The organism is Kouleothrix sp., assembly GCF_046328425.1.
Lineage (GTDB): Bacteria > Chloroflexota > Chloroflexia > Chloroflexales > Roseiflexaceae > Kouleothrix.
In genome coordinates this window covers 470640-492444 of sequence record NZ_JAXLWP010000003.1, presented here as the reverse complement: position 1 = coordinate 492444, position 21805 = coordinate 470640, and the positions used below count along the sequence as shown (strand labels likewise).

Sequence of the window (21805 nt, the reverse complement as noted above, 5' to 3'; positions counted from 1 at the left end):
TTCTGCCGTGGCGTTGTTTTTTTGAAGGTACTTTGTAAGTCATAACAATAAGAAATTTGGGGGGGCGAAGCCGCCCCCAAACCCCCAGCAAAGTGTAAATAATCAAGCGAATTTGGTATTAGCCAAACGGCAGCGCCAGCAGCACCGTCTCCATTTCGTCGGGCGTGAGGCCGCCGTGCGAGCCGTAGAACTTCTGCTCAAAGCGGCCCTGCTCGTACCACCAGATCGCCTCGCCTGGGTAGGGCAAGATCACCAGGTTGCCGACGCGCGAGAGGAATTCGGGCGATGGCGTAGTGGTGCCGAAAAAGCCCTGCGCGATCATGTCGCTGGTGCGCCACACTTCGGCGCGGCCGGCCAATTTGCGCTGCAGCAGGGCCTGGGCGTCGCCAATGTGCTGCTCGTGCGCGTACACGAACATATCGCGGCTCGAGCCGCCGGGTGCGATCGGCCGGCCGGCGCGGGTGGTGCGCAGCATTGGCAGCAGCTCGGGGGCCAGATGGTTCAGGTACACCGTGGTGGCGGGCGCGATGGCGGTCTGCCCGTGGTCGGCGGTGATCAGCAGCAGCGTGCGGCCGGGCGCGCGCTCGAGCGCGGGCATCAGCAGCAGCTCCATGGCCGCGAGGAACAGCGCGATCTCGGCGGCAACCTGCGGCGACTCGGGGCCATACGCGTGGCAGACCGCGTCGATCGCGTCGAAGTACAGGAACGCGTAGGTGCGGCGCTGCCGGCGCTCGAGCGCCCGGCCGAGGTTGACGATCGCCTCGGGCAGGGTTTTGTAGGGCATGACCCGCGCTCCGGCGGTGATCTGACGCGAGTAGGGCGAGAAGGCGATGCTGTTGTGGTGAAAGGCCAGCGCGTCGACGTGATGCTCGCGCAGCTCGTGGTAGAGCGTCTGCTGCGGGTACAGCGTGGCGGTGTCGGCGCCGACGGTTTTGAGCGTGTTGCGCTCGGGGTCGCCGGCGAACGAGAACAGCAGCGGCGCGATCAGCGCGTCGAGCTGCGGCTCGTAGTAGTACCACTCGAACACGCCGCTCTGGCCATCCACAAGGCCGGTGTGGATAGTGGTGACGTGTGCGGCGGTGGTGGAGGGGAACTGCGAGGTGAGCTTGGCTACCATGCCCTGCTCGGCGAAGCGCCGCAAAAAGGGCGCGCGCTCGAGCTGCGGCTCGACAAAGCGCCAGCCGAACGCGTCGATGAACAGCAGCACGACGGCATCGTACTCGGTATACAGATCAGCGCGCGGCCCGAACGGCACGCCGCCGTGGGTGCTCAGGCCCAGGCAGCGCCGCACGGTCTGCGGGATCTGGGCGAAGCCGTAATCGGCGTAGAGTGGCCGGAGAAAGTGCTGACCGATGCGCGCGGCAGCGATTGCGTCGAGCGAAGCCTGATTGATCATGGTCGCTCCTTGTTGTCTTGTCCGGCTGCCTCAATCGGGCGCTCTTGCCTGCGGCAGCTGTGTGCGTTTTTCTGCGCGGAGCGCGGAAAAACGCACACCTTGACGGAATCGGGTAATGCTCTGCCGAAGGGTGAGCCCGCCAGCTGAGTAAGCCGTAAAACGAAAAAGCACCGCTCTGCCGAAGGGTGAGCGCGCCAGCTGCGTAGGCGCTAGACTATCAACCGCCGGCATCGCCAGGCGCAAGCTCGGCCCACTCGAGCAGCATGTGCGTCAGCTGTTCGGTCAGGCCAGTCTGGCTTACGTCGGCGAGCCAGGTGCGCCAGCCGAGCCGCAGGCGCTCGGCCGCCCAGGCGCGCGCGTCCAGGCTGAAGCCGTCTTCAACCCAGGCAATCGCGCCGGGCCAGCCGGCAAAGGCTGCGCGTACCGCAGCGGCCTTCCAGTCGGCGGCGGCGCGGCGCGGCGGCTCGATCAGCGGGCGCGGCGCCAGGCCCCAGGCGCTGGCGGCGTCGATGTTCGCAAGCGCGCCGCGATGCGAGCACCACACCAGGTAGTAGGCGCGGTCGAGCTGCGTCAGCCAGGTTTCCAGCCCGGGCAGCAGCTTCACCGAGGGCAGGTGTGGCGCCAGCTGCGTCTCGCGGCCGAGCGAGCACTGGAACACATTGATCACGCCGTCGATGTCGAGCAGCAGCACCGGCTGGCCGGGCGGCGGCGCGAGCGGCGGGTAGCGAACCTGTGCCATGGCAACCCCGTGCTTGACGACTGGGGGCATGATACCGCGTTTTGGGGGAAATGGTTAGCGCGGGTGTGGGGAGGGGCAGCCGGCGGCTTGGGCTTTGCGCGCAGCAGCCGTACCGCCCCTCTGAGGCACGGCCGCTGCGGCTAGGGGTGGGCGCTACTCGATCGCAACCACCGTGGCCGGGCTATTAGTGCGGCGCAGCGGCAGCTCGGGGATGAACAGCGCGATCAGAAATGCCAGCAGCACCAGCGGGATGGTGTACCAGTAGATCTGGGTGACGCTATCGGTGAAGGCCTGCTTCACGGCGCCGCTCACCTGCTGGCCGAGCGCCAGGCCCTGAGCCAGCGCGCCGGCCTGGGCGGTATCGAGCTGGGCGTTGGCCTGGGCCAGCACCTGGGCGCGCGCGGCAGCCGGGATGCCGGCGCGCAGCAGAGCGCGGAGCTGCTCGGGCGTCTGCGGGCTGCCGAGCAGCGCCTGCACGGCGGCGGGGTCGTTGTCGCGGATGGCGCTGGCCAGCAGGGCGCGCTGCTGATCGAAGCGCTGCTTGACCTGGCTCTCGATGCGCTGCTCGATCGGCACCGGCGCGCCGGCCGCGCCCTCGCCGGTTGCGTTGCCATTCTTGAGCTTGCTGGTGTCGAACTGCGCGGCGAGCTCGGCCGGCAGCTTGGCCTTGATCGGCGCGAGGTTCGCGTCGATCGACTGCGTCAGCGACGTGGTAAGGATGGCGCCGAACACCGCCGCGCCCAGCACCTGGCCGAGCTGCTGGAAGAACTGGCGCGCCGCAGTGGCGGCGCCGATATTCTCGAACGGCACGGCATTCTGAAGCGCCAGCGTCAGCGTCGGCATCACCGGGCCGAGCCCGACGCCCAGCACGATCATGCGCCAGCGCACGCCGCCAAGCGTGGTGGTGGTGTCGAGCATGGTGAGCCACCAGAAGCCGGCCGCTACCAGCAGCATGCCGCCGAGGATCATAAGCTTGTAGCGGCCGAGGCGCTGCACCACCTGCGACGACACGATCGAGCTGAGCACCATGCCGCCCATCAGCGGGATAAGCGTGCTGCCGGCCGAGGTGGCGCTGACGCCGAGCACATTCACCAGGAACAGCGAAAGGAACAGCACCGCCGTGAACAGGCAGGCGCCGATCATGGGCGACACCAGGTTGATCAGCGAGAAGCTGCGGATGCGAAACAGCTTGAGCGGAATGATCGGCCCGGCGGCGCGGCGCTCGACCAGCACAAACAGCGCCAGGCCGACCAGCGCCAGCACGAAAAGCCCGACGATCAGCGGCGAGCCCCAGGCGTGCGCGGCTTTGTCGAGCGTGAGCGCCAGCAGCAGCGGCACGACCATCAGCATCAGCGCGGCGGCGCCCAGGTAGTCGATCGGCGTGCGCAGGCCGCTGTGCATGCGCGGCATCTTGGCGGCGATAAAAGCCAGCGCCAGCAGGCCAAGCGGTAGATTGACATAAAATACCCAGCGCCAGCCAGGCCCGTCGGTGAGCAGGCCGCCGACAAACGGGCCGATCACGCTGGCGAGGCCAAACACGCCCATGAAGATCCCCTGGTAGCGCGGGCGCTCGGCCGGCACAAACAGATCGGCGGGAACGGCGAAGGCGGTGGAGGTAAGCGCGGCTGCGCCGAGGCCCTGCACTGCGCGAAACACCACCAGCATCACCATGGTCGGCGCGATGCCGCAGAGCACCGAGCCGGCCAGAAAGAGCACAATGCCGAACATCAGAATGATCTTACGGCCATAGAGATCGGAAAGCTTGCCATAGATCGGCACCATAGCGGTGCTGGCGAGCAGGTAGGCGGTAGTGACCCATGAGAGCAGGTCGATGCCCTGCAGCTCGGCGACAATGCGCGGCATCGCCGTCGAGACGATCGTCTGGTCGAGCGCGGCGAGCAGCAGGCCCAACAGCACGCCTACCAGGATCACGGCTTTGGCGCGGCCGGTAAGCGTGCCGGCGTAGTCGATCCGCGTTTGCGGCGGAAGGGTTTGGGTTGTGGTAGCCATCGAGAAGGGTTCCTCTTTTCAAGCAGGCTCTACAGCATTTCGCGTTTGATCTGGCCGAGCGCCTGGGCGAGCACGATTTCGAGCTGCTGGCGTAGCTCGGGCGCGAGCAGGCTGATCACCTGGCTGGTTTCGGCGAGCCGCGCCTCCACCAGCCGTTCGAGCAGAGCGGTGCCGGCGGGCGCGATCGCCACCTGCTTCTGGCGCCGGTCGGCTGCGTCTTCGGTGCGCGCCACCAGCCCCTGCTGCACCATTCGATCGACCAGGTGGCTGGTGGCGGCCAGCGAGAGGCTGAGCTTCTCGGCCAGCGCCGAGATGGTGTAGGGGCCGCAGTTCCGCAGCATATGCAGCGCGACCATCTGCGGCATCGAGAGCCCAACCTCGGACATCACGCGCAGCATCTGGCCGGCCGAGCGCTGCAGGATCTGGCTAAACAGCTCGCGCAGCAGCTGTGTGGTTCGCTCGGCCGAGGCGGTGGGCGTATCGTTTGCGATCATGAAATAGTTCCATTGAGCGAATAATTCGAACTTTGGAAGTATATCATTGATCGAATGATTGTCAAATTCATATGTATCGCTGTGCGGTTTTTCCCCGCCACAGGCGGAAAAACCGCACACAACGATGGCTGTGTACCATTGAAGCCGGCGTGGTAGACTAGTGCCATTCCGATAACGATGAAGGCGAGACAGCGATGTATTTCATGCACACACCGCCGATCTGGCGGGATTTTCCGCAGCTCGCGGCCGGTCTGATCGTGGCCGAGGGCATCGACCCGACGCCCGACGTAGCGGCGCGGCTAGAGCCGCTGTTCGAGCGGGCAGCCGCGCGCCTGGCGGCCGGCAGTGAAGCCGAGCTGCCCGAGATCCAGGCGTGGCGGCGGGCGTACGCCCAGATGGGATTGAAGCCGACGCAGTACCGTTCGGCGGCCGAGGCGCTGCTGCGGCGTTTTCGGCGCGAGGGCGCGCTGCCGCAGCTGCACCCGCTGGTGGATATCTGCAACGCAGTATCACTGGCATTCGCGCTGCCGGTGGCCGTTTTCGACCTAGCCGGTGTTGAAGGTTTCATTGAGGTGCGCTATGCCGACGGCGACGAGCTGTACCTGGCGTTCAGCGGCGAAGCCGAGCACCCCGACCCAGGCGAGGTGATCTTTGGCGATGCAGCGCGCCAGGTGCACGCGCGGCGCTGGACGTTTCGGCAGGGCCGGCGCTCGACGGTGAGCGCCGAAACAGGGCGCGCGCTGATCGTAAGCGAGGGGTTGCACGCAGGCGCCGCCGACGACGTCGCCGCGCTGCTGGCGACGCTGGCCGGCGAGATCGGCGCGGTGTGGCGGCCGGTGGCCGGCCCGGTGCTGCTGAGCGCCGCGCGGCCGCGCTACGAGTTCGGCTGATGGTGGCGACGTGGCGCCCGGACGCAGCACGCCGGCCGAACCTCTTGGTTCGGCCGGCGTGCTGTGCCTTGAGCAGGTACGCGTGGCGGGCTAGTGGCTGATCGGCTCGCCGGTGTATGGATCGAAGCGGTGAGGCTCGGCGGCGCTGCTAGCGCGCTCGGGCATCACGAACCACAAGAGCACGTACACCAGCGGGCTTATGCCGCCGGGCAGCAGCAGCAGCAGGAAAATGATCCGCACGATTGTCGCATCGATGCCGAAGTAATCGGCAATACCGCTGGCGACACCGGCGATGATTTTATCGTTGGGGTTACGAGTCAGCTGCTTGTTCACGATGTATTCCTTTCTTACGTAGCCGGCCGCGAATTGCGCCGCGCTATTTCGTTCCTGCTGCTTCGACGGCAGGTTGCGGCGTGGTGTTGCGGCCGCTAGGCTGATCTCGTATCGGCCAAAAGTTGTAGATCGGCCGGCGCGGAAAGCGCGGCTACATGCTTGGCGCCGAAACAACCCCGCCGGGCTGCTCGTCGGCGCTCGCCACCGGGAGCATGTTTGGCAGCTCGGTGTCGAGCAGCTTGATGCGCGGGTACAGGTAGCCCGCGGCCGAAACCAGCATTAGCAGCGTGCCCATCACGATGAACAGCAGGCCGATGCCGCGGCCCGCGCCGACGCCGATCAGCCGGCCGATGCTGCCGGCCAGCGCGCCGCCGGGGGCTAGCAGCGGCTCGAACACGCGGTCGGCCAGCGGCCCGGCGATCAGGAAGCTGATCGGGCGGGTGAAGCCGCCGACCATATCGCTCACGGCGAACACGCGGCCCTGAACGTCGGGCGCGACCTTGGTCTGCCAGATGCTCATGGTGCAGCCGTTGGCGATCGGCAGAGTGAACAGGAAGCCAAAGGCGGTGGCGATGAACAGCGGCACCCAGGCGCGCACGCCGCTGAGGGCGATAAACAGGCCGCCGAGGAACATAAAGCCCAGCACGCCGTAGACGCGGCGCTTCGGCCCGCCCCAGACGCTCATAGCGATCGAGCCGAGCAGCATGCCGACGCCGCCGACCGAGAGCACGGTGCCGAGGATCACCGGGCTAGACACCGAGAGGATCAGCGGCGTGACGAGCACCACCACGGTGCTGAGCAGGAAGTTAGCGCTGGCGAACAGCAGCAGCAGGCCGAGCAGGCCCGGCCGCGCGGCGAGGTATGTCCAGCCGTAGGCGGCCTCGCGCAGCAGCGACCCGCGCGCGCCGGTGGTGTCGGCGCTGGCGGGCGGCTGGGGGATGCGCACGAGCAGCAGGGTAGTGACGGCGAACAGGAATGTCGCGAAGTCGATCACGAAGACGCCCTGGATGCCGATCAGCGCCAGCAGCGCCCCGGCGAGCACCGGCGCGGCGATCTGGCTGGCCGCGCCGCCGATCTGGGCCATGCCGTTCGCGCGGCCGAGCTGCTCTTCTGGCACGATCAGCGGCGTCGAGGCGGCGTGGGCCGGCCCCTGGAACGCCAGAATGATCGAGGCGGCGATCGTCGTCAGGTAGATATGCCAGACCTCGAGCCGCCCGGCCAGCAGCAGCAGCGCGATCAGCAGGGTGAGCAGCGCCGAGCCGGTGTCGCTGAGGATCATGATCCGCCGCCGGTCGGCCCGGTCGACGATCGCGCCGGCCAGCGGGGCCACCAGCAGGCCGGGCAGCGCGAAGAAGAACGACACCAGCGCGAACTGCGTGACCGAACCACTGCGCTGGTAGACCCACACGCCCAGCGCGAAGCTGCTGAGGCTCGACCCCAGGATCGACACCAGCTGCCCGATCCAGATGATCACAAAGGTGCGCATTCCACGCGCGACGGTCGGCTGTGGCATGGGGTTCTCCTTTTGTTTCAAACCAGCGCCTGGCCTATGGCAGGATCGAGCAGGCGCGCCAGCTGCTCGATCGTTGGCTCGCGCAGAAACGCGGCCAGCGGCAGATCGTGCCCGAATTGCTCGCGCAGCCTGGCGGCGAGCCGCACCAGCGTGAACGAGTCGCCGCCGAGATCGAAGAAGTTGTCGGCCACGCCGCGCGGCGGCTGGGGCAGCAGCTCGGCCCAGAGCTGCGCGACCTGGCGCTCGGGCTGGCTGCGCGGGGCGACGGGCAGCGTGGCGGCCGGCGGCTGGCGCGCGGCTATAGCTGGCGGCGTCGCAGCGGCGCGCGGCTGTGGCAGCGGCGCATCCCAGGCGGCCGGATCGTCGGCCAGGCGCAGCAGCAGCTGGCGGTAGGTTTCGAGCATGCCGTCGAGCAGCCCAGCGGGGAACGCGTCTTCGAGCGCGAGCCAGGCGCACACCAGCTCGCCAGCGCCGTTCTGCGAGATGGTCGGCGCGAACAGGATCTGCGGGGTGTAGGCGCCGGCCTCGACCTCGCTGATCTGGGGCGCGCGGTCGAGCCGCTGGCGCGCAAGCGCGACGATGCGCTTGCGCAGGCGCTGGAGCAGCGTTGGGTGCTCGGCGGGCGGCGGCGGCGCGGCGGGCGCGGCGCTCTCGGCCTGCTGGTAGACCGGGTGGCTATACTCAAGCACGCTGTTGAACAGGATGGGCATGGCCGCAGTGCCGCCGAGGCCGCGCAGCCGGTTCCATTCGCGCAGCGCCTGGAAGCCCGAGAAGTAGCGGTGCTCGAGGTCGGCGCCGATCTGCTGCTGGATGCGCTGGGCGCGGGCCTCGAAGGTTGCGCCGCCGGGCGCGACGGCCAGCAGGTAGAGCGTGTGGAAGTTGCCGATGATCTCGCGCATCTGCGGGTGCAGCGGCGGGCGAAAGGTGCCGACCAGGCCGATGGTGAAGCGCGGCGCGGCGCTCCACTCGGCCAGCATTTCGGCGAAGGCGGCGGTGACGGCGCCCGATGGGCTGATCCCGGCCGTGGCGGCGCGGGCCTTGAGCCGCTGCCAGGCGTCGGCGCCGAGCAGCGGGGCCTGCCGGTTGACAAAGCGGTTGGGCGCGCCGGGCGCGAGCGGCCGGGCCAGCGGCAGCTGTGGCGGCGGCGGCAGCTCGGGCAGCCGGCGCAGCCAGTACTCGCGCGACTGGCGGAACAGCTCGGTGTTCTGCCAGCTGGCCCAGGCCAGCGCGTAATCGCGGTAGCTGCACTCGGGCGCCGGCAGGGCCACCCACGGGTCGGCCAGGCGCGTAAACAGCTCTCTAAGCAGCATGATCCGGCTCGTGCCGTCGACGAGCATCGCGTCGACGCGGATATGCAGGCGAATGCGCTGGCCGTCGAGGCGCTGGGCGTGCAGGTCGAACAGCGGCCAGCGGTCGATCGGCGCCGTGCCGAAGCACAGCCGGTCGCGCACGGCGCGCACGGCGGCGTCGGCGTCGGCGCGGCCGCGCAGGTCGTCGATCGGCAGCGAGAACGGCGGCGCCTCGGGCAAGATCTGCTGGCGGCCATCGGGCAGCACCACCGCGCGCAGCATATCGTGGCGGCCAGCCAGCCCGCGCACGGCAAGCTCGACGCGCCGGCCGAACTCGCTGATCTGCCGGCCCGAAAGCCCGCCGATCTCGTACTGCATATACACGTTTGTGCCGCAGCCGCTCAGATCAAGCAGGCCGCTGCGCCCGGCCCAGTAGACCTGCTGGATGTCGGTGAGCGGAAACGGCTCGTGGCGCTGCTCGGCGTCGGGCACGAGCTGGGGCAGCGCGTCGCCGGAGGGGCCGCGGCCCTGGCTGTTGAGTCGGCGCAGCAGCAGCTCGCGCTTCTCGGGCGAGAGCGCCGCGACGCGAGCGGAGAAGTCAGTGTCACTCATGGGGTGGCTCCTGTAGCTCGGGCGTATCGGCGAAGAGCTGGCGCACGGCGTCTTCGGGCAGATCCTCAAGCTCGGCCAGCAGCTCGCTCAGCAGCGCGCTGTCGGCCTGCTCGGCGGTGCGCTGGACGATCAGGGTTGCGAGGTTGGCGACGCTGCGCGCGTCGAACAGCGATTGCAGCGGCAGATCGACCTGAAAGCGCTCGCGCAGCTTGAAGATGATCTCGACTGCCAGCAGCGAGTGGCCGCCCAGCTCGAAGAAATTGTCGTTCACGCCGATCCGCGCGAGGCCGAGCACCTCGGCCCATACTGCCGCGACGCTGGCTTCGACGGGGGTGCGCGGCGCGACGAACGGCTGCTCGCTGCGGCTGGCGGCCATGTCGGGCGGCGGCAGCGCACGCCGGTCGGCTTTGCCGCTGGGCGTAAGCGGCAGCGCGGGCAGCAGCACAAACGCCGAGGGCAGCATATACTCGGGCAGGCGCGCCGCCAGCAGCGCGCGCAGCTCGGCCACCAGGCCATCGGCGGCGGGGGTGGCTCGCGGCACCACGTAGGCCACCAGCCGGCGGTCGCCGGGGGCATCTTCGCGCGCCAGCACCACGCTTTCGCGCACGCCGGGATGCATGGCCAGCGCGGCGACGATCTCGTCGAGCTCGATCCGGAAGCCGCGGATCTTGACCTGGTGGTCGATCCGGCCGAGGAACTCGATCGCGCCGTCGGGCAGAAAGCGCGCCAGGTCGCCGCTGCGGTACAGCCGCGCGCCGGGCTCGGGGCCGAACGGGCTGGGCACGAAGCGCTCGGCGGTGAGCTGGGGGCGGCGCAGGTAGCCGCGCGCCAGGCCGGCGCCGCCGATATACAGCTCGCCGGGAACGCCCAGCGGCACCGGCTGGAGCTGTGTGTCGAGCAGGTAGATCTGGGTGTTGGCGATCGGCCGGCCGATTGGCACGGCAGGCCGCGCGTCGCCGCGCGCACAGGCCCATGCCGTTACGTCAACTGCGGCCTCGGTTGGGCCGTACAGGTTGTGCAGCTCGGCCGGCAGGCGCGCCAGGCAGCGGTCGCGCAGGTCGGCAGGCAGCGCCTCGCCGCTGCAGATCACGCGGCGCAGGCTGGCGCAGCGCGCCAGGCCGGGGGTTTCGAGAAACAGCTGGAGCATCGACGGCACGAAATGCACGGTGGTGATCGCGTGCTCGGCGATCGTGTCGGCGAGGTAGCGCGGGTCCTGGTGGCCGCCGGGCCGGGCGATCACCAGCCGCGCGCCGGCGATCAGCGGCCAGAAAAACTCCCAGACCGACACGTCGAAGCTAAAGGGCGTCTTCTGGAGCACGCGGTCGTCGGCGGCGAGCTGGTAGGCCGCCTGCATCCACAGCAGCCGGTTGACGATCGCGGCGTGGGTGTTCATCGCGCACTTGGGCTGGCCGGTCGAACCCGAGGTGTAGATCGCGTAGGCCAGGTTTTCGCCCGAGAGCGCGGCGGCCGGCGGCGGCACAGGCGCGGGCTCGCCGGGCGCGTCGGCGGCAAGCACGAGCACCTGCGCGCCGTGCGCGGGCAGGCGCCCGGCCAGGTGCGGCTGGGTCAGCAGCACCGGTGGGGCGGCGTCGCGCAGCATGAAGGCGAGGCGCTCGGCGGGGTAGCCTGGGTCGAGCGGCACGTAGGCGGCGCCGGCCTTGAGGATCGCCAGCAGCCCCACCACCAGCTCGACCGAGCGCTCGACGCAGATGCCGACCAGATCGTCGCGCGCCACGCCCAGCTCGATCAGCCGGCGAGCGAGGCGGTTGGCGCGCCAGTCGAGCTGGGCGTAGCTGAGCTGCTGGCCCTCGAACACCAGCGCGGTTGCCTCGGGCGTGCGGGCGGCCTGGGCCTCGAACAGGCCGTGCAGCGTGGCCGCTGGGTAGGTGGCGCGGGTGTCGTTCCAGCCGTGCAGCAGCTGCTGGCGCTCGCCGGCGCCGAGCAGGTCGCAGTGCTCGTAGCGGGCATCCGGGCTGGCGGCCATGGCGGCCAGGGCGCGGGCGTAGTAGCCGCCGATCGCCGCCAGCTGGGCCGGGCCGAAGGCTGACGCATCGTACGAGAGCGAGAGGAACACCTGGGCCGAGCCGGTATCCTGGCTGAAGTTGGCGTCAAGCGTCAGGTTGGTTTCCTCGAACAGGTCGGCGCCGAGCACCTGCAGCTCGTCGAACTGGGCCAGGCGCGCGTAGACGTGGAAATTGGTGAAGGTGAACATGCTCTCGAACAGCGGCTGGCGGCCGAGCAGGCGCTGGATCTCGGCCAGCGGGTAGCGCCGGAACGGCAGCAGCGCCTGCTCGGCGGCGAAGGTTGCGCGCACCAGGCTCAGCCAGCTGCCGCCGCCGAGCTGGAGGCGCAGCGGCACCGCGTTGAGGAACAGGCCGAGCGCGCGCTCGCCGTCGGCGTGCTCGGGCCGGCCATTCGAGAGCAGCCCGGTGACGACATCGGTGGTGCCGCCGAGCAGGGCCAGCACGCGCCCATGCGCGGCCAGCAGCACCGTGGCGATCGGCGCCTGCGCGCGCCGGGCCAGCTCGCGCAGGCCAGCGCCGATCTCGGGGGCCAGCGGCACATCGTAGCGGGCCACGCGCCGGGCGGGGCGCTCGGCGCCGGCGGGCCAGCGCGGCAGCGTGGTGGTGCTAGCTTCGGCGAGCGCGCGGCGCCAGAACTGGCGGCACTCTTCGGACTCGAGCGCCTGGCGCTCGAGCGCAACGTAGTCGCGGAAAGTCGCGCGCGGCGGCGGGGCCGGGGCCGGGGCCTTGCCGAGCCGCGCCAGGTAGCGCTGGAACAGCTCGGTGAGCATCGAGGCCACGCTCCAGCCGTCGAGGATGGCGTGGTGGAAGCTAACCGAGAACTGAAACGAGTCGGCGGCGCGCCGGTGGGCGTGGAAGCGCAGCAGTGGCGGCGCGGCCCAGTCGAACGGCCGGCGCTTCTCGGCCTCGATCCAGGCGGCCAGCGCGGCGGCCTGCTCGTTCTCGGCCAGCGGGCGCAGATCGTCGATCTGCAGCGGCGCGGCCACGGCGCGGTGCACCAGCTGGAGCGGCTGGCTGAAGCTGGCCAGCTCGAACGACGTGCGCAGGATCGGGTGGCTGTCGACGAGCTGCTGCAGGGCGTCGCGCAGGGCCTGCGCGTCGAATGGCGCGCGGAGCTGGTAGCTGAAAATGTCGTGGTAGATCGCGCTGTCGGGTTGGTATTCGCTGTGGAACAGCATCCCGGCCTGCAGCCGCGTGAGCGGGTAGGCGTCTTCCACGGCGTCGGTTGGCATGGCGGTTGGCTTCATACTGCCTCAACTAAGGGTTTCGGGTGTCTCGTGGGCGGCCTGGGCCACCGGCTCGCCGGCCGGCGTGAGCCGGGCGCGATCGCCGGCAGAGAGCATGCTGAACGGCTGGGCCGGCTGCTCTTCCGGGGCGGGCGCGGTGCCGGCGCCTGCGTCGATCTCGCGCCCGAGCGCGTGGATCGTCTGCAGCGCGAACAGCCGCTGGAGCGAGATCTCCAGGCCGTGCTCGCGCGCTTTGGCGAGGATCTGGATGCTGCGCATCGAGTCGCCGCCGAGGTCGAAAAAGTTGTCGTGTACGCCGACGCGCGCGACGCCAAGCACCTCGGCCCACAGGCTGGCGAGCGCGCGCTCGGTGGTGGTGGAGGGCGCCACAAAGCCCTCGCTCAGCTCGGGCCGCGCCTGGTCGGGCGCGGGCAGCGCGCGGCGGTCGAGCTTGCCGTTGGGCGTGAGCGGCAGTGCGTCGAGCATCACAAACGCCGAGGGCAGCATATACTCGGGCAGGCTCTGGCGCAGCCAGGCGCGCAGCTCGGAGGCATTTGCGGCGGCGGAGGCGCGCGGAACGACATACGCGACCAGGCGGGCGTCGCCGTCGGCGTCGCGGCGCGCCAGCACCGCGCTTTCGCGCAGGCCGGGGTGGCGCGCCAGCGCGGCGGCGATCTCGCCCAGCTCGACGCGAAAGCCGCGGATCTTGATCTGGTGGTCGATCCGGCCAAGGTACTCGAGGTCGCCGTTGGGCAGAAAGCGCGCCAGGTCGCCGCTGCGGTACAGCCGCGCGCCGGGCTCGGCGCCGAACGGGTCGGGCACGAAGCGCTCGGCGGTAAGCTCGGGGCGGCCGAGGTAGCCGCGGCCAACGCCCGCGCCGCCGACGAACAGCTCGCCGGGCACGCCCAGCGGCACCGGCTGGAGCTGGGCGTCGAGCAGGTACAGCCGCAGGTCGGGGATGGGCGCGCCGATCACGCTGGCGGCCTGGCCGAGGTCGGCGAGCGCGATCGGCCGGTAAGTGACGTGCACGGTGGTTTCGGTGATGCCGTACATGTTCACCAGCTGCGGGCGCGCGTCGCCGTGGCGCGCGAACCACGGCCGCAGGCTGGCGGGGTCGAGCGCCTCGCCGCCGAAGATCACCAGGCGCAGCGCCAGGTCGCGCGCGGCCTCGGGGCGCTCGTCGGCAGCGATCAGCTGGCGAAACGCCGAGGGCGTCTGGTTCAGCACCGTCACGCGCTCGGCGGCGAGCAGCGAGTGGAACGCCTCGGGCGCGCGGCTGGTGAGGTAGGGCACCACCACCAGCCGGCCGCCGTACAGCAGCGCGCCCCACAGCTCCCAGACGGAGAAGTCGAACGCGTAGGAGTGGAACAGCGTCCAGACATCGCGCTGATCGAAGTGGAACCACGGCTGGGTAGCGGCGAACAGGCGGCCGACGTGGCCGTGCTCGATCAGCACGCCTTTGGGCTGGCCGGTCGAGCCCGAGGTGTAGATAACGTATGCCAGGTCGCTGGCGGGCTGCTCGCCCGGCAAGTTCTCGGCGCTGGCGGCCTCGATCGCCGGCCAGTCGGCGTCGAGGCATACTGCCTGGGCGGCGAGCGCGGGCAGGGCCGCGCGCATGTGCTGCTGGGTCAGCAGCAGCGGGGCACGCGCATCGGCCAGGATGAACGCGACGCGCTCGGCGGGGTAGGCCGGGTCGATCGGCACGTAGGCGGCGCCGGCTTTGAGAATGCCGAGGATGCCGACCACCAGCTCGACCGAGCGCTCGAGGTACAGGCCGACGAGCCGACCAGGCCCGGCGCCGAGCGCGCGCAGGTGGTGCGCCAGGCGGTTGGCGCGCGCGTTCAGCTCGCCGTAGGCGACGCGCTGTTCTTCGAACACCAGCGCGGTTGCCTCGGGCGCGCGGGCCGCCTGAGCCTCGAAGCGGCGGTGCAGGCACGCGCCCGGCGCGAAGCCGGCGGCGGGCGGGCGGGCGGTGAGCTGGCGGCGCTCGGCCGGGGTGAGCATCGGCAACTCGGCCAGCGTGGCGCCGGGGTGCGCGACCATGGCCTGCAGCAGCGCCTGCAGGTGGCCGAGCACCTGCTCGATCGTCGCCGCCGCGAAGCGCTCGCTGTCGTAGGCGAGCTGGAGCATCAGCTCAGGGCCCGGCGCGGCCACCAGCGTCAGCGGGTAGTTCGTCACTTCGAACGAGCGTACGTCGTGGATGCTGAGGCTGCCGCTGTGCTGGCCGAGCGCCTGCGCGGGCGGGTAATTCTCGAACACCACCAGGCTCTCGAACAGCGGCGTGCCGTGGGGCAGCTCGCTCCAGGCCTGGATCTGCGCCAGCGGCGTGTATTCATACTGGCGCAGCTCGGCCTGGCGGGCCTGCAGATCGCGCAGCCAGCCAAGCAGCGGCGCGCCGGGAGTGGCGTGCGCGCGCACCGGCAGCGTGTTGATGAACAGGCCGACGATCTCCTCGACGCCGTCGAGGTCGGCCGGGCGGCCCGCGACAGTCGCGCCAAATAGCACATCGGCCTGGCGGCTGTAGCGGCTGAGCAGCAGCGCCCAGGCGCCCTGCACAAGGGTGTTGAGCGTCAGCTGCTGGCCGCGCGCCAGCTCGCGCAGCGCCGCCAGTGTTTCAGCCGGCACAAAGCGCGTCAGCAGCTCGCGGCGGCCCTCAGTTTGGCCGGGCCGGCCGGGCGGCAGCGGGGTTGGCTCGCCGAAGCCGCGCAGCGCCTGGCGCCAGAACGCCTCGGCCCCGGCGCGGTCCTGGCGCTCGAGCCAGGCGATGTAGTCGCGGTACGGCCGGGCGTTTGCCGGCGCGGCGGCCTGGCCGCGCGCGAACGACTCGTAGCCGGCAAACACCGCCGCGAGCACGCGCGGCACCGACCAGCCGTCGAGCAGCAGGTGGTGGTGTGTCCAGACGCAGACGTGGCGCTCGTCGGCGGTGCGCAGCAGCGCGAGGCGCATAGGCGGGGCGGCGCCGAGCGCGAAGCCGCGCCGGCGATCGGCCGCGAGGTAGCGCTCGAGCCGGGCGGCCTGCTCGGCGGCCGCGAGCCCGCGCCAGTCGTGGCGCTCGACCGGCAGCGGCGGGTCGCGCCACACCAGCTGGAGCGGCGCGTCGAGCCCTTCCCAGGCGAAGCTCGTGCGCAGGATCGGGTGCTGGGCGGCCACGTGGCGCCAGGCCTGCTCGAACGCCTGCGTGTCGAGCGCGCCGCGCAGCTCGCAGCTCAGCTGCTCGACGTATATGCCCGACTCGGGCGCGTACAGGCTGTGGAACAGCATGCCCTGCTGCATCGGCGCGAGCGGGTAGATGTCGTCGATCGCGGCGCGGGCGCGCGGCCCCGTCCCGATCAGCGCGTCGAGCTGTGGCTGGCTCAGGCGCGCCAGCGGGAAATCGGAAGGCGTGTAGCCGCCGGCCTCGGGCTGGCGGCAGTGCGCGATGATCGCCCGCAGCGCGCCGGCGAAGTCCTGGGCCAGCCGCTCGATCGTTTCGGCGCTATGGATGCGCGGGCAGTACGTCCACTCGGCATGGAGGCAGCCGCCCGCCACCAGCGCGTTGATGTCGATCAGGTGCGAGCGCGGGTCGGCCGGGCTCTGCGAGGGCCCGGGCGGCTCGGGGGCCGGGCCGAACGCGCCACCAGCCGGCGTCTGGTCGATCTGGCCGAGGTAGTTGAAGCTGACCTGGGCCTGCGGCAGCGCGCGCAGCGCGGCGCCAGCCGGCTCGTTCAGGTAGCGCAGCAGGCCATAGCCGATGCCGTTGTGCGGCACGCGGCGCAGCTGCTCTTTTGTGGCCCTGAGCGCCTCGGCCGGGCCGCCGGCCGCGCGCAGATCGAGCACCAGCGGAAACATGCTGGTGAACCAGCCAACCGTGCGCGACAGGTCGATGTCGTCGAACAGCGGCTCGCGGCCGTGGCCCTCGATCTCGACCAGCAGCGCCGAGCGGCCGAGCCAATCGGCGAATGCCAGCCCGAGCGCGGCCAGCAGCGCGTCGTTGATCTGCGTGTTGTAGGCAGCCGGGACGGCGTGCAGCAGCGCGGCGGTTTCGGCGGCGTCGAGCGCCACGTGGAGCGTGCGCGCCTCGGCGGCGCGGTTGGCGCCCGGGCCGGCCGGCGAGTCTGCGGGCAGTGGCGTGGCCTGCGCCCACGGCTGCGACAGCCAGAAATCCAGCTCGCGGCGGAGCTCATCCGACTGCGCATGGGCGGCGAGGCGCTCGGCCCACTGCTTGAACGAGCTGGTTTTGGCCGGCAGCTCCACCGGCGCGCCCTGGCGCAGCTGGGCGTAGGCCGCCAGCAGGTCTTCGATCAGAATGCGCCACGACACGCCGTCGACCAGCAGGTGGTGCGCGGCCAGCAGCAGCCGGCCAGGCGCGTGCGTGCCCAAGCCGAACAGCGCCGCGCGCACGAGCGGCCCCTGCTCCAGGTTCAAGCCGGCCTGTAGATGGGCCGCGGCGGCGCTGATAGCGGCGGCCTGCTCGGCGGCGGGCAGGCCGCCGAGCTCAACGGTGGTGAGGGCCGGCTCGGCATCGGCTGGCGCGATCGTAGCCTGCCAGCCGCCCGGCTCGGCGGCAAAGCGCAGCCGCAGCGCGTCGTGGTGGCGGCTCAGGTGGCCGAGCGTGGCCTGAAGCAGCGCGGGGTCGAGCGCCTCGCGCACTTCGAACAGCAGCGCCTGGTTGTAGTGCTGCGGGCTGGCCAGCGGCTGCTCGAAGAACCAGCGCTGAATGGGCGTGAGCGGCAGCGGCCCGGCCACCAGCCCCTGCTCGGCGGCGATAGCCGGGGCGGCGCCGGCCACCGCCGCAAGCGCGGCGATCGTCTGGTGCTGGAAGATCTGGCGGGGCGCCAGCCGCAGCCCGGCCTGGTTGGCGCGCGCGATCACCTGGATGCTAAGGATCGAGTCGCCGCCCAGCTCGAAGAAGTTCTGGTGGATGCCGATGTGCTCGCGGCCGAGCACCTGGCGCCAGATCGCCGCCAGCGTGGCCTGCGCGGGCGTCTGCGGCTCGGCCGGGGCGGCCTCGGGCCGGGCGATCTCGGGCGCGGGCAGCGCGCGGCGGTCGATTTTGCCGCCGGGCGTGCGCGGCAGCGCGGGCAGCAGCACAAACGCCGAGGGCAGCATATACTCGGGCAGCCGCTCGGCCAGGAAGGCGCGCAGCGCGGTTGCCAGCGCGCCCTCGTGCGGGGCCGCGCCTGGCTCGGGCACGGCATACGCCACCAGCCGGTCGCCGGCCGCTTCGGCGCGCACGGCCACTGCCGCGTCGCGCAGGCCAGCGTGCTGCTTAAGCACGGCCTCGACCTCGCCCGGCTCGACGCGAAAGCCGCGCAGCTTGGCCTGCCCGTCGGCGCGGCCGATGAACTCGATGTCGCCGTCGGCGCGGCGGCGCGCCAGGTCGCCGCTGCGGTACAGCCGCGCGCCCGGCTCGGCGCCGAACGGGTCGGGCACGAAGCGCGCGGCCGTCTGCGCGGGGTGGCCCAGGTAGCCGCGCGCCACGCCCGCGCCGCCGATATACAGCTCGCCGGCCACGCCGATCGGCACCGGGTTCAGCGCCTGGTCGAGCACGTACGCGCGGGTGTTGGCGATCGGCCGGCCGATCGGCAGGCTCCGGTCGGCAGGGGCGTCGTCGGCGGGCGCGTAGACCGTGGAGGTGATCGTGGTTTCGGTGGCGCCGTAGGCGTTGAGCAGGCCGACGCGCGTGCCGGCGGCGCGGCGCCATTCGGCAAGCCGCGCGCCGCTGGCCGGCTCGCTGCCCACCACCACCAGGCGCAGCGCGGCGGGGATGCCGGCAGCGGCGCGGGCGATCTCGGCGACCCACAGGTGCCAGTACGACGACGGCAGGTTCAGCACGGTCAGCGCGTGCTCGCCGGCGAAGCGCAGCAGATCGCTCAGCGACGCGGCCAGATCGGGCGGCGGCAGGGCCACCGCCGCGCCGCTGATCCAGGTGGGGAAGATCTCTTCGGCCGCCACGTCGAAGCTGGGCGATGTGAACAGCAGGGTTCGGTCGCTTGGCCGCAGATCGTAGCGCCCGGCCACCGCGCGGGCGTGGTTCGCGAGCGCGCCGTGCGGCACCAGCACGCCCTTGGGCTTGCCTGTCGAGCCCGAGGTGTAGATCGCGTAGGCCAGTCCGGCGAGTGGCACGGCGCGCCCGGGGTTGCCCGCGGGCGCGGCTGCGAGGTCGAGCGCGTCGACGCACACGACCTGGGCGGCGAGTTTGGGCAGGCGCTCGCACAGCCGCTGCTGGGTCAGCAGCAGCGGGGCGCGGGGATCGGCCAGGATGAACGCGACGCGCTCGGCGGGGTAGCCTGGGTCGAGCGGCACGTAGGCGCCGCCGGCCTTGAGAATCGCCAGCAGCGACACCAGCAGGTCGAGCGACTGCGGCATGCACACGCCGACGATCACCTCAGGCCCGACGCCGAGGCCGATCAGGTGGTGCGCCAGGCGGTTGGCGCGCGCGTTCAGCTCGCCAAATGTCAGCGGCGGCGCCGCGCCCAGCACGGCGGGAGCATCGGGCGCGCGCGCGGCCTGGGCCTCGAACAGCTGGTGAACGCAGCGATCGGCCGGCGGCGCGGCGGTTGCATTCCACTCGGCCAGCAGCCGCCGGCGCTCGGCCGCGCCAAGCAGCCCAAGCTCGGCCAGCGGGCTGTCGGGCGTGGCCACGGCGGCGGCGAGCAGATGTTGGAAATGCTCGGCCATGCGCGCGATCGTCGCAGGGTCGAACATATCGGCGTTGTACTCGAAGGCGCCGAACAGCTGGTCGCCGGCCTCGGCCATCAGCAGCGTCAGGTCGAACTTGGCGATCGTGCTTTCGACCTCGAACGGGCTGAGCGCTAGGCCAGGGAGCGCGGGGCCGGGGCCGCCGGGCTGGCTCTGCAAGTCGAACATCACCTGGAACAGCGGCGTCCGGCTCAGGTCGCGGTCGGGCCGCAGCTGCTCGACGAGCCGCTCGAACGGCAGATCCTGGTGCGCCAGCGACTCGACGGCCATTTCGCGCACGCGCCCCAGCAGCTGGCGGAAGCTCGGGTTGCCCGACATATCGGCGCGCAGCACCAGCGTATTGACGAAGAAGCCGATCAGCGGCTCGACCTCGGCGCGGGTGCGGTTGGCGTTTGTCGTGCCGATCAGCACGTCGTGCTGGCCGGCGTAGCGGCCCAACAGCGCGCCAAAGGCCGCCAGCAGGGTCATGAACGGAGTGGCGCGCTCGCTCTGGCCGAGCAGCCTGAGCGCGCGGCCAAGCTCGGCCGGCAGCTCGAACGGGTGGGTGGCGCCACGGTAGCTCTGCACCGCCGGCCGTGGGCGATCGGTCGCGAGATTCAGCCGGGGCGGGTTGGCCAGCTGGCGCGCCCAGAAGCCAAGCAGGCGCTCGAGCGCCGCGCCCGCGAGCTGCTCGCGCTGCCAGATCGCGAAGTCGGCGTACTGGATGGGCAGCTCGGGCAGCGCCGGCGGCTGGCCGGCGCGCGACGCGGCGTACAGCGCCGCCAGCTCCTGCACCAGCACGCCCGACGACCAGCCGTCCGAGACGATGTGGTGCATTGTCAGGAGCAAGACGTGCTCGTGCTCGTCTAGGCGCAGCAGCGCCACGCGCAGCAGCGGGCCGCGCGCCAGGTCGAACGGCGCCTCGGCCTGAGCTTGGCCGTGCCGCTTGGCGGCCGCCTCGCGCTCGGCCGGCGGCAGCGCGCGCAGATCGACCGCGGCCAGCTCGATCGGCTCGGGCGCGCCGATCTGCTGGCGCGGCTGGCCGTCGGCGGCCGGGAAGGTGGTGTGCAAGATCTCGTGGCGCGCCACCACAGTGCGCAGGCTGCGCTCGAGCGCGGGCACGTCGAGCGGGCCGCGCAGCCGCACCGGCACCGATATGTTGTACAGCGGGCTGCCGGGCTCGAGCTGGTGCAGAAACCACAGCCGCTGCTGGGCGAACGACAGCGGCAGGGCGCCGGCGCGCTCGGCGCGCGGGATCGCCGGCTCGGCGGGCTGCTCGCGCGTGGCCGACCGGCGCTGGAGCCGCAGCATCAGCAGCGCGCGCTGCTCGGGCGTCAGCTCGGCCAGGCCCGCCGGCGCGGCGGGCGCCTCGGGTGGGGCCGGCACCGGCGCGCGCGCGGCGGGCACACGCCCGAGGCCGAGCAGGAAGTCTTCGAATGGCGCGATGCTCAGGCCATCGACAAACCGCCCAGCCGCCGCGCGCCCGCGCCGCGACTGCGCCTCGTAGGCCTGGCGGTCGCTCAGCAGCCCGGTGAGCGCGTCGCGCCACGGCGCGACATCCTGCGGCGGCACGAGCGGCACCGGCAGCAGGTTTTCGTCGAGATGATCCTCGAAGCGCTCGATCGGCCGCACCGGCAGCAGCGTGCCCGCGTCGAGCCCGGCCTCGCGCAGGCCGCCGAGCGCGCTGGATAGGGTCGGGATGCCGCGCAGCATGGCCTCGACCACGATCCGCCCGAACGCTTCATCCCACAGCGACGGCGCGAGCAGCACGCGCGTCTGCGCGAAGATCGTATCGATGTCCTCGGCCGGCTCGAGCAGGCGCACATTTGGCAGCCGGGCCAGCGCCGCGCGGTCGCTGGGAGTCGTGCCCCACGCCGGCACCGCCGCGAACGCCAGGTCGGGCAGCTGGCGCGCCAGCTCCTGGAAGATCGCCAGGCCTTTCACCGCGCACGGGTTAACCATTGTGACGAAGCCGGAGTCGAAGCTGGCGAAGTTGGCAAATGGCCCGGTTCCGTAGAAGTAGAACGGCAGCACGCTGGCCTCGAGGCCGCCCCACTGGCGGATGTAGCCCGCCACGAAGTCGCTGATCGTCACAATCGCGGTGGCGCGCCCGAGCATCGCCGCGCGGGCCGCGCTAGGAAAGAACGCCTGCGGGCCGAACGGCAGAAACGACGTCGTATGCGCCAGGTAAACTACCCGCTCTGGCCGGGCTTCGAGCGCGGTGGCGAACAGATTCTGCGACGGATCCTCCGACGAGACCAGCACCCAGTCGGGCTCGAAGGCGCCGATCTGGTCGGCCAGGTAGCCGCGCATCCGCCGCTGGTCGGTCACGGCGTGCACTTCAACGCCGTTCATCACGAACACGTCGGCGTCGGCGTGCGAATGCACCTCGATCGCCTGTGCGGCGAGCTGCGCGCGCAGCTGCTCGAGCGTCAGGCGGCTGGGCGTGCCCAGCGCCGGCACCACCGCGCGCACATCGTGGCTGCGCGCCAGCGCCTCGAGCAGGTAGCGGTTGCTTTTGTTCGCACCGCCATAGACGGGCACATATTGCAGGTTCATGGTGAGCAGCAGCCGCATAATACCTCCGGGCATCTCCTGGCTAACCATCAACGATCCGAG

10 protein-coding genes are annotated in these 21805 nt (G+C 71.2%); 1 reads left to right on the top strand and 9 read right to left on the bottom strand.

From position 1 onward, the window contains the following. Positions 1–118 precede the first annotated feature (118 nt). From U0177_RS01860 to U0177_RS01845, 4 genes are all read right to left on the bottom strand, one after another. A complete protein-coding gene (locus tag U0177_RS01860; protein ID WP_409568875.1) occupies positions 119–1396 on the bottom strand; it encodes an alkaline phosphatase family protein in 1278 nt (425 codons plus the stop codon). Positions 1397–1613: 217 nt separating this feature from the next. Next, positions 1614–2135, bottom strand: a complete 522-nt coding sequence (locus U0177_RS01855) for a hypothetical protein (RefSeq protein WP_409568874.1) — start codon at positions 2133–2135, stop codon at positions 1614–1616. Positions 2136–2288: 153 nt separating this feature from the next. After that, positions 2289–4145 carry a DHA2 family efflux MFS transporter permease subunit gene (locus tag U0177_RS01850; RefSeq protein WP_409568873.1) on the bottom strand — a complete coding sequence of 619 codons (1857 nt, stop codon included), beginning with the start codon at positions 4143–4145 and terminating at the stop codon, positions 2289–2291. Between the two features lie 29 nt (positions 4146–4174). Further along, positions 4175–4639: a MarR family winged helix-turn-helix transcriptional regulator gene (locus U0177_RS01845; protein WP_409568872.1), complete on the bottom strand. Its 465-nt coding sequence runs from the start codon at positions 4637–4639 to the stop codon at positions 4175–4177. Between the two features lie 194 nt (positions 4640–4833). Here U0177_RS01845 and U0177_RS01840 point away from each other — a divergent pair, with 194 nt between their 5' ends. Then, entirely contained in the window at positions 4834–5529 is a 696-nt protein-coding gene (locus U0177_RS01840) for a B3/4 domain-containing protein (protein ID WP_409568871.1), read from the top strand. 90 nt (positions 5530–5619) lie between these two features. Here U0177_RS01840 and U0177_RS01835 read toward each other — a convergent pair whose 3' ends face one another. The 5 genes from U0177_RS01835 to U0177_RS01815 form a co-directional block, all read right to left on the bottom strand. After that, the gene (locus U0177_RS01835) at positions 5620–5862 is read right to left on the bottom strand and encodes a PspC domain-containing protein (protein ID WP_409568870.1); all 243 of its coding nucleotides are present in this window, start codon (positions 5860–5862) and stop codon (positions 5620–5622) included. A gap of 151 nt (positions 5863–6013) precedes the next feature. Beyond that, positions 6014–7375: an MFS transporter gene (locus U0177_RS01830; RefSeq protein ID WP_409568869.1), complete on the bottom strand. Its 1362-nt coding sequence runs from the start codon at positions 7373–7375 to the stop codon at positions 6014–6016. A gap of 17 nt (positions 7376–7392) precedes the next feature. Continuing rightward, positions 7393–9276 (bottom strand): condensation domain-containing protein, encoded by a 1884-nt coding sequence (locus U0177_RS01825; protein WP_409568868.1) that lies wholly within the window; start codon positions 9274–9276, stop codon positions 7393–7395. Next, complete coding sequence (locus U0177_RS01820; RefSeq protein WP_409568867.1) at positions 9269–12547, bottom strand: amino acid adenylation domain-containing protein; 3279 nt, start codon at positions 12545–12547, stop codon at positions 9269–9271. The genes U0177_RS01825 and U0177_RS01820 overlap by 8 nt, the downstream gene beginning before the upstream one ends. A 6-nt stretch (positions 12548–12553) precedes the next feature. Further along, positions 12554–21763 (bottom strand): amino acid adenylation domain-containing protein, encoded by a 9210-nt coding sequence (locus U0177_RS01815; protein WP_409568866.1) that lies wholly within the window; start codon positions 21761–21763, stop codon positions 12554–12556. Positions 21764–21805 lie beyond the last annotated feature (42 nt).